Below are 13,571 nucleotides of genomic sequence, written 5' to 3'. Positions count from 1 at the left end.
TATGTCCTTCCTTTTTGCCTTTCCTGCTCTTTTATATTGATAGCTTTCTGTACTAATGCTAATGTTCCCATGCCTTGACCGATAGCTTTCACATTGGCAGAAGTCAAGCGGAAAGCATTAAAATAGTCCGGCTCAGTATTAACCCCTTCACAAATAATCAGAAATGTTTGTTTCACTTCACGCACACCACTAATACGGGTTATTTTTCTTTCGATACGCGGATTTATATTTTTCCTTTTTGTAGCCGCCATAGTTTATTTTTCTTGCGTATTAAACAAACGGGTTAAATCTTCGACAATTGGAATAGCTCCGTACTTTCCGGATAAGTAATCTTTTTCAAACGAAGCATCATTACGAACTTTATACTCTGCTAATGAATAAAGTTCGGTTGCCCCATAACGGTCTTTTTGTGTGAACCAAATCTGATCCCGTCGGAATATATTAGCACTCAACAAATTAGTATCGTGAGTAGTGAAAATCAATTGAGCATTTTTCGGATTTGTTTCTTTTGAATTAAACAAGGCAATAATTCTACACGTAAGAAGTGGATGCATCTTAGAATCAAATTCATCTATAATCAGACGCTTTCCATTATCCAAAGCATCAATAATAGGATATGCTAAAGAAAAATACTTTATTGTACCTTCCGATTCATTTTTCCTGAATGGGAAAGTAACAGCTTTGACTTCATTACCTTCATCATCATACTGCGTATGCGTACTGACAATAGTATTATCAATTTTTTCAATATTCTCAATACCTAAATCAGCATAGCGTGAAAACTCTACAATTCTCTGTTTCATTTTGATGTCATCCAGTTGGATGGTGGCGGTATTCCATATCTTCTCATCATTAGAACCAGAAATAATAGTGGTATCATTCAACCATTTCATTATCTCCACTGCTGTCGGATCATTAAATTGTGCCGCAACAGAAAGCAATAATGCATTCGCTCTCACCATTCGTTTACCTGCAAGCTCTTTACCAACGACAAACTTGGTATGAATATCGAAGCTATCTTTTTCCCGGTAGAATAGTTCCACCTCCTTAGCTCTCTTTTTATTAGCTTTTTGATAGAGCCATTCCGAATGTACCAAAGAATTATCAGCTTCAAATCCATAACGATATTGATTATCTTCATCACAGAATATGGCTTCAAAATAACTAGGTTCACCCGCAGTAAGCGAATTTAACCGAAAACTTTCTATATTGACACGTTCTCCTGCTTGAATATCCTTTGATGAATTTATCACATACCATTTAAAGAACTCAAAAGCCTTAATGAAATTGGATTTACCGGATGCATTGGCACCGTAAACAACTGCACTCTTCATTAACGATAATCCGGCAGTCCCTACACTAAAAATTATATCTTCAGCCGGAACCTGTACTTCTTTCAAAGCCGACGCCGCTAATGACAATGTAGATTGTTCTTTGAAAGATAGAAAATTTCCTATTGTAAATTGAATAACCATATTTTAATTGCTTTATTCGAGAATTTATCACAAATATAGCTTTTATTTTTTTCAAAAAGGACACCAGTCAGATGAATTATATTATTTTATGCCTAATAACATGTATTCCTACTTTCATTTTCAAATTTTCGGCAGTATTTACCTGTTACTGCCAAAACTTTGAAAAAATATCCCGTCCTATCATCACGACAGTACGGGATACACACACAACGTCAGGTTATCGGCTAAATCTGCTTAAATGGAAATTATAACAATCTAAATATCTTCTGTAGGCTCGTTCTCTTCATCGCATAGCATACCATCCTCTGTACGTTCATTTTCTTTACATTCCTTCGTTTTACCTTTCCCTACATTCTCTCCATCGAAATACCTCCGTACAAACTCGTGCAAGTCCTTCTCCCTATAATACGTCTTATGCAGGATCGTGTGATATTTCAGTCCATTATCCCTATACCGTTGTAACGTCCGTTTGCTGATGTTCAGCAACAGGCAAACGTCCTGGTTATCGTACAGCCGTTCCCCGTTCAGGTAATTTTGCGGCTTCTTGTTCTTCTTGTCCAGTGCGCCTACAACCCTTTCCACTTGTTCGAGTAACCGTTCCATATACGCCTCGAATGTTTCTTTATCCAATGGTATCATAAGCCCGCCTGTTTTAAGTTCCCGATGATATAATAACTCTGGTTCGACGGGTCTTTCCGTATGATTTCCTTTTCCCGCATGAACTTGATATAACTTTTCGCCGTGCGTTCCTTCACGTCCAGTATCGCTTGAATCTGTTCCGCTAAATCCACATAAGTAATAAAGTCCTGTCGTCCGAAAATATCCCGTGCCACCGCCACGAGTTCATCCTCTTTCCGCTTCTCCTTTTCCTCTTTCGGCTTTTCCCCCAGATACACGTGCATCCCGGCATCCTTATCCCATGCAAACTGCATGATAGGCACATCCAGCGGGCTACCGTCACGCACCTTCAGCGCCTTCACCACCGACACCGACGGATCAGTATCTTTCTCTATCGAGAGGATAGCCGCCGCCTTTCGTTGCAACTCACTACCCAGATGCCCGCGCAACTTCAGCCCCGAAGGAATAAAATGCAGGATAGTAACGATACAAGTATTGTAAATCCCCGCCAGCCGGTACAATTCCTCCACCACGGCAATACTTTCCGTTTCATCATTCGCACCCTTTATCAAGTCCGCAATCCCGTCGATCACCACCATGTGAATCCCTCGGAACTGATAATGAAACTTATCCATGCTTTGGATAATCGCCTGCAAGCGTTCTTTCCGGCTCATTCCCGTCAGACAATACGCTTTCAGGTATTCCGGCATCGTTTCCCGTCCGCAACGCCTTAAAAGGTTTGTAATGTTCTTGTACGTCTGCACCTCCGACTGTTCCGTATCATAGAACAGAATCGCCTTCCGCTTGCTGTTTTCACAAACCGACACCCCCAACGTATCCATCACCTTATCCTTATTATTGTCGGATTGTCCGATGGCACCGGCTATCAATGCCGTCACATAATTACTTTTTCCGGTTCCCTCACCACCGGTAATACAGAGGATATTCCCTTGCGTGCCTAACGGCACATCATTCACCGACACAACCATTTGTGCCACGGGTGGCGGATTATTAAAATCCACCTCACAAGATTTCAGAGCAGACATAGTTTCGCTGTATATTGTATCCAGATAATCCAGAAATAGTTTAATCAAATCCTCCCGACCGTTTCCCAAACGGAAAAAGTCCGAAATATCTTTTTCCACCTTCGTTCCCTCCAGTGGCAGCAACAATCGTTTCACCCCGTAGTTCTTCAACGCCAGTTCTTGTTTTGCCGAACTGTCCAGCCCCGCCTTATCCACATCATAGAGCAGGACAATATGTTTGAACCGGAAAGAGAGTCTATGAATAATCCCCACGGGAATAGTCACCGTTTCCGAATTGAAGCAGATAGCATGGAACCCATGAACCGTCAGGCTCATCACGTCCTTCTCACCGCCTGTAATAAAGAGCAAATCCCCCTTAGCAGGCAACTGTTCCAGCCCAAAGCAGTAATTCTCCCCAAAATCCCCCGCATATAAAAAGCGCATCTCCGAGTGCGGGCGGTACACCTTCACATATTGCTTTGCAGTATATCCGAATACCGGTTCTTTATCCGTCGCCACAATGCTGAACGGTTTCCCTTCGTTATTCTCGCTGCTGAACTTCTTCAACGAAACCACCCGGAACAATTTCAGCACCTCTTGCGTGATACCACTTTCTCCCCAAAAGGCAAGTTCCGCAGCCGTAAAGCTCTTTTGCGCCAACGTATAAGGCCTTGCTTTCTTCCTTTTCGGTACATGTGTAACTTCCGCAATCACCGGAACAGATGTAGTAGAGGAAATTCTCATTTCGGACTTGTCAGATAAGCCCAAGTGCATATCCCGATCAATGATAGCCAGTATTTGCACAAAGTCTTTAGGTTCTTTACAATTCAGTCCGTTTAGCTTGCCGACCAACGCAAAACAGTCCCCCGAATAATCATCATTTCCAAAATCCTTCATTTTGTACATTCCGTTTCTCCGGTCAAAATACACATTACACGAAGCCTTGCTATCTTTGTACAGCGGATTTAAGAAATTACGTCCGAGTTTAAAAGAGAAAGGGATATAATACTTGAAAACCGCCAACCCCTTATCCGTTAGCAGAAGAATATCCTCTTTATTCATTCTCGTTATCATTCAAGAAATAATTCCTCCGAAAATTCTCCCTATCCTGTGGTTTGCATTTGATGATGCGTTCATTCAGTCCCCGTTCTATTTCCGAAAGTTTATAAAGACACCGCCCTCTCAGCATAGAGTAACTTATCAGGTTTTCGTTTCTCAATCGTTGTAATGTGCGTGTACTTATATTCAAGGCATCCGCCACCTGATTACTATCCAGCCACACCTCATTTTCCTCTTTGGGCATAACCTGTGCCTTTGCCACGAAGTCGGCAATTCGTTGAATTTTCCCGACAAGGTCTTTATACACCTTGCTATCCATTGTTATTACTTCCATATTACAGTTATCATTTTAATTTGCTGCAAAGTTCATCCAATAGTGCCGGAGCATTTGCCAACTTGTTACCAACTTGGCATAACTTTTTTTTCAATATCTGAATATGTAGCATAGCGGGAGGGAGGTACAGTGCAAGTCAGAATCTGGTGCAAGGTGCAAGCCTATACTTATATATATAGGCTCGCACCTTGCACCGGAAAAATATTTTTATCTATTTAATACTCAAATAGTTTGGTAGATTAAAAGGAAAGTTGTAGTTTTGAACCCGGAAAGTTAAGCAGACACAACGGTGTCATAAGCAGACAAATCAACATTTTGGAAATCGTTACTAAATCGTTACGGTACGATTTTAGTAGTTTAGAAAGCATTTGTGTTTCAAACACATACAGCCATAAAGTGAAAATCCCAGGCGGATCACTGAAACAACAAGAAAAATCAAGCAAATCCCTGATAATCAGATATTATCAGGGATTTCTTTTTTCTGGCAGGTAGCAGAAAATAGCCGTTTCAAGCATATTATCGGTGGATAAATCGTGGGACTAAAATTTAGTTCTAAAAAGTCCCACGAATTTGCATCTTTCTCGCTGATTTATAGCGTTTTGCATAGGCTTACTTTGGAAGAGAATACATAGTTTTGTAACTTTAAAAACGATGTAAAAATGGCTCGAAAATCATTTTCTGTATTGTTCTTCATCAAGAAAGGCAAATTATTAAAGAACGGAGAAGCACCCGTGTGCATGAGAATCACCGTAAACGGCTGTATGGTAGATATTTCTATCAAAAGAAGCTGTCCCGTAAATCTATGGAATCAGGCAAAAGAAAATTCAAAAGGCAAAGACCGTATGTCGGTGGAACTGAACCACTACTTAGAAATCACACGCTCGCACGTACACCAAATTTATAGAGAACTGGAAACTTCCGGCAAAGTTATACGGCTCTCTCGTACATTGATGTATGCGAACTTACCCAAGAAAACATTCGCACTGCATTTGATGGCAATCTTTGGATTATGACCAAACGCCACAAAACCAATGTTGCATCTAACATCCGACTGCTAGATGTACCCAAAGCCATTCTTGAAAAGTACAAAGACCAGTTACCAAACGGGATGATTTTACCGATTATAAGCAATCAAAAAGTTAATGATTACCTGAAAGAAATTGCAACCATTTGCAACATAAACAAGAACCTGACCTTTCATGTTGCTAATCACACGACTTTCTGTCCTTTATTGAAAATCAATGCATTACATTATGCTTTTAATAAACAGGTAACGATTTAGAAACGAGCAAGCTACTTTATTTTGCTTCATTGATTACTTCGTTCGTACAGAAATCACGAACTTTTAAACCGCTACTTTCGTAGCGCGAATAGATTGATTCGAACTCTTTAAGATTCCACATAACTTTTTTGGGGGCAAAGGTAGCGGAGAAAAGAGGGACAAAAAATACGGGGTAGACCGAATGCTTACGTTTTACGGATTATATTTTCTTTATATTTGTCCTTATTAGTGGGCACTTTAAATTAAACATCGTTCTTTGAAATCTTTGATAATCGTATAGTTATGTATCTTTTTGGAGCGTGACGATTTGAATTGAAAAGTTGTTTTAGCTTCGCCCAAAAGCTAAAAACAATGAATCAAGGCAAATTGTACATGATGTAAATATGCCGGACGAGTTAAACTATGAAAAGGGAAGTTACTATATCATGGATAAAGGATATGTTGACTTCACTCGTTTACATAAGCTTCACACCGGCGGTGCTTACTTCGTTACACGCGCAAAGGGTAATATGAGATTCCGCAGGATGTATTCTCTACTGGATAAAACATCTGTAAGAGAGATGCTTACCGATTGCGATTACAAAAATGTCAAAGAACTGAATTATAAACAATTGAAAATCAGCTGGGACTAAGTGCCCAGCAGTGATTTGTCTTTTGAAGTAAATAAAAAATATTTTTAAGATGTTATCAAGGTATTAATTTTGTAAATATATACATATGTATTTTTCCGCAACTACGAGAAAAAATGATACAAACTTTAAGACAGCGGATTGTTGAAGCAGTCCATTTAGAAAATGTGGCCAATCTGTATACAGAATTGGCCAAAGGAAGCAAATCAGGAAAAACCCTGAGATGTAATTGCTTATTTCATAGAGATGAAGGTAAATCTTTTAAAATAAGATTAACGGAACAGATTTATGAATGTAGTATTTGTAAGGAAACAGGCGATGCTGTTGACTTAGTTCGAATCATGGAAGGATGCAACGAGGCGGAAGCCTTGCACATTCTTGCTGAAAGGTTTAATATCCCGATTGAAAAGTCGGATAACCTCGATACACGGCAGGAAGAGTGTCAGGCAGATGTAAGCGTTCTGCATTCTATCCATGAAAACAAGGAATTCAACATGATATTTGAGTCGTTGGATTTCTGCAAGAGTGATAGTGCTCTGTTCATAGCCGGTCATAAGTATCTGGAACTGGGCGTAAGCCCGGCGGTACTTCCCGATCAGTATGAGCAGATTGCTGGTGCCATGCTATTTCCTGTCCGGGACGGGAAAGGCGTATTGCGAGGCTTCCTGAAATATATGGTTGAAGAGAAAGAGCAGGGATGTGTTTGTTATCCGCCAAATCTCGCGGATGACAGTCTGTTAGGTCTTTACCAGGCAGTAAATGCGATCGAAAAGCTCGGATTTGTCTATTTGGTATGGAACGGCAAGGACTTGTTGACTATGCATATTGCCGGTTTTACCAATACGGTGGCATGTTGCAACGGCCATTTGACCGATCAGCAGATTCATTTGCTTCTGCAATATACGAAACGGGTCGTTATCATTCATACCGGTGAAGTACCCAAGCAAGTCAGGGCGACCAAGACAGCCGCCCGTTTGTCGTTTGCATCGGCGGTGCCTTATCGCTTATCCTTGTTCAAAAGGGATCTTTCTGCTTTATACAGGAAGTTAGGGGCGGCTAAATTTGAATATTTTATCCGCCAGGTTACCCGTTTGATATTCCTGAATGCCTTGCTGGATAAGTGGGTGGTGGAACAGCAGGTTCTTACCGGACAACTGAAAGGGGCGAAGTCGAAGGTAGAAATGGCCGAAATACGGTCCTGCCTGATTGCCATCCGGAACAAACAGGATAAGCTTTCGAATATTTTGGATGAGAATTGGGAACATTTGAGTTGGTTTTTGGATAAATTTGTTGGTAATTAGAAAGAATATGAAAGAACATATCAGAAAAAGAAAAATCATGGCCGTGACCCTGATCGGGTCTCTTGCCAATTTTCTGCTGTTGGTTTTCAAATTCGCGGCAGGTGTGTTAGGGCACAGTAGCGCCATGATAGCGGATGCCGTCCACTCGTTATCCGATTTCGTGACGGATCTGATCGTTTTGCTCTTCATTAACATATCGTCCAAACCGAAAGACGAAGGGCATGATTACGGGCATGGGAAATATGAGACTTTGGCTACCACGGTCATCGGGATCGTCCTGATGTGCGTGGGAGCCGGCCTTTTCTGGGACGGTGCGAATAAGATTTTCGGGTTTTATTTTAGGGACGAACAGTTGGAAAGCCCCGGTAAGATCGCGTTGATCGCCGCTATTGTCTCAATTATAGTAAAGGAAGCTCTGTATCGTCTGACGTTATATGTCGGAAAGAAAGAGAATAGCCAGGCTGTCATCGCGAACGCCTGGCATCATCGTTCGGATGCTTTTTCTTCTATCGGGACGGCGCTGGGCATTGGAGGAGCTATCCTTTTTGGGGATAACTGGCGTGTGCTGGACCCGATAGCTGCCGTGATCGTCAGCATCCTGATTGTGAAGGTGGCATTCCAACTGGTCATACCTGCAATTAATGATTTGCTGGAAAAATCTTTACCGGGCGAGATCGAAGATGAGATCCTTTCCATTATAAATGAGACGCCGGAGGTCAGGAACCCACATAATCTATGTACGCGTAGGATCGGTAATGATATTGCCATAGAAGTACATATTCGGGTCGACGGGCAGATAACCGTAAACCGTGCGCATGAGCTGACGAAAGAGATCGAAAATAAGTTACGTTTGAAATTCGGCCCGGCAACCCATATCGCCCTGCATGTCGAACCTATAAAAGAAAAAGACGAGGAAAGTCTTTTCCCATTACGGTGAGAATCTTTTCTCATGCCGGTGAGAATTAATTCTCATGCTGGTGAGAATCTTTTCTCATCAGTATGGGATCGGGTGAGAAAAACAAACGAATTGTTCGTAGGCTTAGAATACCTGCATTTCGTTCCTTACGGTCGTGACGCCGATCAGCCGGTCGTAGCGGGCACCCATCGGACGGTAATACACATAGATGCTATATTCGTTTTGCGTCTGGTAGTAATTGCCTTCGATCGGGCCTGTCTGGCCGACGGTGGAGCCGGTCGGGACAAACAGATACTGGTAATTGTAACTACCCTGCTTGAGAAGTACGGCTTTCTCATATTGCTTCGTTTCGAAGTTATAGCCCATCTTGCTCTTTTCATCCAATACATTATTAAATAGCTCGCCGTTCAGATAGACGCTCCCGTCGGGCAGCGGATCGCATGCAAGCGTAAAATGTACGATGTAATAATCGGCTTCCGTATCCGGGTCGTTACAGTCGCTGCAACGGATGAAGAAGCGGCCGTCCTGATCCTGGTCGTATTGGTAAGTGCCTTTATTCCGCTTGTAATCGGTCATAAGTTCCACATTATAATAAGGATTGTGGAAAGTGATGTTTTCGACATGCATGCCATTATATTTATTACTCAGGAATTCCATGCGGCGGTACTCGTTTCCGGCCGGAAAAATAAGGTTGCGGTTATACGTATAGGAGATTTGGTTTTCGAGGATACTCATCGGCTGCAGGTCCGTCACGGCATTATCCCGCCGGTTATCCTGGTAAACGAATATCTTCAGATCCGTCTGCGGATAAGTGATCGGAAAATTCTTGTTGTTGATATTGAAACTCACCTGCTGGTGGCTCTGGTTGGTGTCGATATCCGTGTTCCCGCTGACTGAAGCCGAAATGTTGACAACCGGTTCTGCCACAGAGAAACAGGCCGTGAAAATAATCTGGTCGGGCGTATCTTCGTTGTAAACCTGGATGGCATAATTGCCGGAGACCTTGAACTGGATGTCGTCGTTCGGAAGCAACAGGCGGTAGTTCGAGTATTGGGTCGTAGTCCCGATGGAATTGGCAAAATCGTCGATGGTCGTTCCTTGGAAACCATTCATATATTCGATCGGACTCAACTGCGATTGCGTCCAGTCGGCATTGCAATGCACCACATTGTAGGCATATCGCGTGTATCCGCTGCCCAAACCGTCGAAATTGATTTCGATCCGTTCTTCTCCTCCCAAAGCGATATAAGGCTCGGATATCAACTCGCCGGCGACTTTCACCTGAAGCGTCTTTATCTGCTTGCTGTTGACATTGGTGAAGTACTTCACCTGAGCGTTTGCCCCGATGGAAAGGGCAAAAAGCATCACAAATAGTAAACTGTACACTCTCTTTTTCATATTTCTTTCTTTGTCGGTGCAAAATTATGGAATTATTTCTTTATTTATTTCCTGTTCCCTGCTTTAAAGCATGAAAAATTGCTTACTTTTGCGGGAAAATTACATATAAACAATTTTAGTTGTATCATGGCAAATGTGATTAAGATTAAAAAGGGTTTAGACATTAATCTGAAGGGCAAAGCCTCGGACGTACTGTTAAACGGAGCGAAAAGCGATAGTTACGCTGTCGTTCCCGATTATTATAACGGTATTGTACCCAAAGTTGTTGCCAAAGTAGGAGAAAAAGTCAAAGCCGGTTCTGTGTTGATGATCGATAAGAACCGCCCGGAGATCAAGTTTGTTTCGCCTGTCAGTGGCGAAGTAACTGCCGTAAATCGAGGAGAGAAGCGTAAAGTGCTTAGCGTGGTCGTGAAGCCGGAGGCGCAGATCGAGTATGAAGATTTCGGTAAGAAAAATGTAGCTTCCCTGAAGAGAGAAGAGGTAAAGGAGGCAATCCTGCATGCAGGTATGTGGCCGTTTATCAAACAACGTCCGTACGACATCGTCGCCTCGCCGGCTGACGAGCCGCGTGACATTTTTGTTTCTGCATTCTATTCCGCACCGTTGGCTCCGAACTTCGATTTCATCGTGAAAGGACAGGAGGCTGATTTCCAGACAGGATTGGATGCGCTTGCAAAACTTACCGACGGCAAGGTGTATGTCGGCATCCGCAAAGGTTCTTCCGTCAGTGTGAAAGGCGTAGAAACTGTAGAAGTGGAAGGACCTCATCCTTCGGCTAATGTGGGAGTACAGATCAATCACATCAAGCCTGTCAATAAAGGCGAAGTGGTTTGGACGGTCAGTCCTGCCGACGTGATCGTAATCGGCCGTTTGTTCAACAAGGGGGTTGCCGATTTCAGCCGCCTGGTCGTGATAACCGGTTCCGAAACGACAGAGAGAGGATACATCAAGACAATCGCCGGCTGTACGATCGGCAGCCTGGTCGACGGAAAGATCATGAGAGGCAACGAAGATGTCCGTATCATCAGCGGTAACGTGTTGAGCGGCACGAAGGTGATGAAAGACGATTATCTGGGCGCCTATGACAATCAGATTACGGTTATCCCGGAAGGCGACGAAACATACGACTTCTTCGGCTGGGCGACTCCCGGTTTCGGAAAATACAGCGTGAGCCACTCTTTCCCGGCCTGGCTGATGGGCAAGAACAAGGAATACGTGATAGACGCCCGTATCAAGGGGGGAAAGCGTGCCATGATCATGTCCAACGAATACGAAAGCGTGTTCCCGATGGACATCATGCCGGAATATCTGTTGAAGGCTATTATCGCATTCGATATCGATAAGATGGAAAACCTGGGTATCTATGAAGTAGCGCCCGAAGATTTTGCCCTTTGCGAATTTGTCGATACGTCCAAACTTGAAATTCAGAAGATCGTTCGTCAAGGACTGGATGTGTTATACAAGGAAATGAATTAATAACATTAAAAATTAGAATACATTGAAAGCGTTAAGGAATTACCTCGACAAGATTAAGCCTAACTTCGAGGAAGGCGGAAAGCTGGCGATGTTCCGTTCTGTTTTTGAAGGTATCGAAACATTCCTGTTTGTTCCGAGCACAACTTCCAAATCAGGCGTACACATTCATGACTATATTGACTCGAAGCGCACGATGACCGTGGTCATCATTGCTTTGTTGCCCGCTTTGCTTTTTGGTATGTACAATGTCGGTTATCAGCATAACCTTGCAGTAGGGGCTGATCCGGGATTTCTCATGACTTTTATTTTTGGTTTTCTGGCCGTATTGCCTAAAATCATTGTTTCGTATGTGGTAGGTCTGGGGATCGAATTTGCGGTTGCCCAGGTGAAGAAGGAAGAAATCCAGGAAGGTTTCCTGGTTTCCGGTATCCTGATCCCGATGATCGTTCCCATCGACACTCCGCTGTGGATGATCGCTGTTGCTACTGCATTCGCTGTCGTCTTTGCCAAGGAAGTATTCGGTGGTACAGGTTATAATGTATTTAATGTAGCGTTGGTTACACGTGCATTCCTGTTCTTCGCATATCCGGCAGCTATGTCGGGCGACCAGGTTTTTGTCCGTACGGCTGATACGTTCGGTATCGGGGCAGGGCAGGTAGTCGACGGCTTCTCCGGTGCGACTCCGCTGGGACAGGTGGCTATCGCAGGCAAGGAACTGATCGGTTCGTTCCAGGCTGTCGATGTTCTCGGACATCCGATCTCCACATGGGACATGTTCTTGGGCCTGATTCCGGGTTCAATCGGTGAAACATCCGTATTGGCGATCCTGATCGGTGCGTTTATCCTTCTTTTCACAAAGATCGCGAGCTGGAAAACAATGGTTTCCGTCTTTGTCGGTGGTGCCGTCATGTCACTGATCTTCAATATGGTCGGAACAACGGTTGCGATGTGTGTTTCTCCGTTCGACCATTTGTTCCTGGGTGGCTTCGCGTTCGGCGCCGTGTTTATGGCTACCGACCCTGTCACTTCCGCCCGTACGGAAACAGGCAAGTATATCTACGGTTTCCTGGTGGGAGCCATGGCTATCATTATCCGTGCATTGAATCCGGGTTATCCGGAAGGTATGATGCTCGCTATCCTGTTGATGAATGTATTTGCTCCGCTGATCGACTACTATGTAGTGGAAGCCAACATCAACCGCAGATTGAAACGTGTAATCAAATAAAGTAAGAAGGAGTATGGCAAAATATAAATGTAAAGTATGTGGATATATCCACGAGGGAAATAAAGCTCCGGATGTTTGTCCTATATGTGCAGCTCCTGCTTCTGATTTCGAAGAAGTGAAAGACGAGGCTGCCGCCGCAAAGAAAGGCATTAACCGGGATAGTAATGTTTATACGGTTGTATATGCTGCGGTAATGGTTGTTCTGGTTGCTGTCGTGTTGGCGTTTACTTCACAATCGCTGAGAAGTTTCCAACAGAAGAATGAGGAGAACGACAAGCGTCAGCAGATCCTGCGTTCTATCAACGTATCGGTATCGGCAAATGAAGCTGAAGCCAAATATACGGAACTGATCAAAGATGCTTTTCTGGTAAATGAAAACGGTGAGAAAGTAGAAGGCGATGCTTTTGCCGCCGATGTGGTAAAGGCTGCTTCCGAACACGAATATCCTGTTTTTGTCGCTAACGTAGACGGTCAGACCAAATACATCATGGCTTTGCATGGTGCCGGCCTGTGGGGACCGCTTTGGGGATATATCTCTGTGGATAGTGATAAAAACACCATTTACGGTGCAGACTTCAGCCACCAGGGTGAAACTCCGGGGTTGGGCGCTGAAATATCGAAGCCTGCATTCAGCAATGAATTCAAGGGAAAGAAACTGTTCATTGACGGTACGTTTAAGTCTGTAGCCGTTGTCAAGCCTGGCAAGGGCGTTGCCGGTCAGGACTATGTGGACGGTATTTCCGGTGGTACAATCACAAGTAAGGGTGTTGATGCAATGTTGTTCAACAGTTTGAGTGGTTATGTCAAATTTTTAACCTCACAAAATTAAGTAG

Annotated in this window: 10 protein-coding genes and 4 pseudogenes; 8 read left to right on the top strand and 6 right to left on the bottom strand. The window is 43.5% G+C overall.

What is annotated here, in order from left to right; translation table 11 throughout:
- The 5 genes and pseudogenes from ACW6QF_RS17295 to ACW6QF_RS17275 all read right to left on the bottom strand — a co-directional run.
- A pseudogene (locus ACW6QF_RS17295) lies at positions 1–251 on the bottom strand (RloB family protein); the annotation flags it as partial.
- 3 nt (positions 252–254) lie between these two features.
- Positions 255–1,475, bottom strand: coding sequence for an AAA family ATPase (locus ACW6QF_RS17290; protein WP_456088716.1), 1,221 nt, complete (start codon positions 1,473–1,475; stop codon positions 255–257).
- Positions 1,476–1,730: 255 nt separating this feature from the next.
- Positions 1,731–2,114, bottom strand: coding sequence for a helix-turn-helix domain-containing protein (locus tag ACW6QF_RS17285; RefSeq protein ID WP_456088715.1), 384 nt, complete (start codon positions 2,112–2,114; stop codon positions 1,731–1,733).
- Entirely contained in the window at positions 2,111–4,180 is a 2,070-nt protein-coding gene (locus tag ACW6QF_RS17280) for a toprim domain-containing protein (RefSeq protein ID WP_456088714.1), read from the bottom strand. Before ACW6QF_RS17280 ends, ACW6QF_RS17285 begins: the two co-directional genes overlap by 4 nt.
- Positions 4,173–4,511 (bottom strand): helix-turn-helix domain-containing protein, encoded by a 339-nt coding sequence (locus ACW6QF_RS17275; RefSeq protein WP_010535364.1) that lies wholly within the window; start codon positions 4,509–4,511, stop codon positions 4,173–4,175. The genes ACW6QF_RS17280 and ACW6QF_RS17275 overlap by 8 nt, the downstream gene beginning before the upstream one ends.
- A 659-nt stretch (positions 4,512–5,170) precedes the next feature.
- Between ACW6QF_RS17275 and ACW6QF_RS17270 the strand changes: the two are divergent.
- The 5 genes and pseudogenes from ACW6QF_RS17270 to ACW6QF_RS17250 form a co-directional block, all read left to right on the top strand.
- Positions 5,171–5,467: pseudogene (locus ACW6QF_RS17270) on the top strand (Arm DNA-binding domain-containing protein); the annotation flags it as partial.
- Positions 5,440–5,793 (top strand): annotated as a pseudogene (locus ACW6QF_RS17265) (site-specific integrase); the annotation flags it as partial. The pseudogenes ACW6QF_RS17270 and ACW6QF_RS17265, both read left to right, overlap by 28 nt.
- Before the next feature lie 353 nt (positions 5,794–6,146).
- A pseudogene (locus ACW6QF_RS17260) lies at positions 6,147–6,425 on the top strand (hypothetical protein); the annotation flags it as partial.
- A 113-nt stretch (positions 6,426–6,538) separates the two neighbouring features.
- On the top strand, positions 6,539–7,723 hold the full coding sequence (locus ACW6QF_RS17255) for a CHC2 zinc finger domain-containing protein (RefSeq protein WP_456088713.1): 1,185 nt from the start codon (positions 6,539–6,541) through the stop codon (positions 7,721–7,723).
- A 7-nt stretch (positions 7,724–7,730) separates the two neighbouring features.
- A complete protein-coding gene (locus ACW6QF_RS17250; RefSeq protein ID WP_456088712.1) occupies positions 7,731–8,660 on the top strand; it encodes a cation diffusion facilitator family transporter in 930 nt (309 codons plus the stop codon).
- Positions 8,661–8,762: 102 nt separating this feature from the next.
- On the opposite strand, the gene ACW6QF_RS17245 is transcribed toward ACW6QF_RS17250, so the two are convergent.
- A complete protein-coding gene (locus ACW6QF_RS17245) occupies positions 8,763–10,037 on the bottom strand; it encodes a type IX secretion system plug protein (RefSeq protein ID WP_298549353.1) in 1,275 nt (424 codons plus the stop codon).
- A gap of 126 nt (positions 10,038–10,163) precedes the next feature.
- On the opposite strand from ACW6QF_RS17245, the gene ACW6QF_RS17240 reads away from it, so the two are divergent.
- The 3 genes from ACW6QF_RS17240 to nqrC are packed head-to-tail and all read left to right on the top strand — an operon-like array spanning position 10,164 to position 13,567.
- On the top strand, positions 10,164–11,513 hold the full coding sequence (locus ACW6QF_RS17240; protein ID WP_456088711.1) for a Na(+)-translocating NADH-quinone reductase subunit A: 1,350 nt from the start codon (positions 10,164–10,166) through the stop codon (positions 11,511–11,513).
- Between the two features lie 22 nt (positions 11,514–11,535).
- The gene (locus ACW6QF_RS17235; RefSeq protein WP_298549357.1) at positions 11,536–12,738 is read left to right on the top strand and encodes an NADH:ubiquinone reductase (Na(+)-transporting) subunit B; all 1,203 of its coding nucleotides are present in this window, start codon (positions 11,536–11,538) and stop codon (positions 12,736–12,738) included.
- Positions 12,739–12,751: 13 nt separating this feature from the next.
- Entirely contained in the window at positions 12,752–13,567 is an 816-nt protein-coding gene (gene nqrC / locus ACW6QF_RS17230) for an NADH:ubiquinone reductase (Na(+)-transporting) subunit C (RefSeq protein WP_298549359.1), read from the top strand.
- Positions 13,568–13,571: the final 4 nt, after the last annotated feature.

The sequence above is a fragment of the Parabacteroides sp. genome (assembly GCF_977054455.1).
This window is presented reverse-complemented; position numbering and strand designations above follow the sequence as displayed.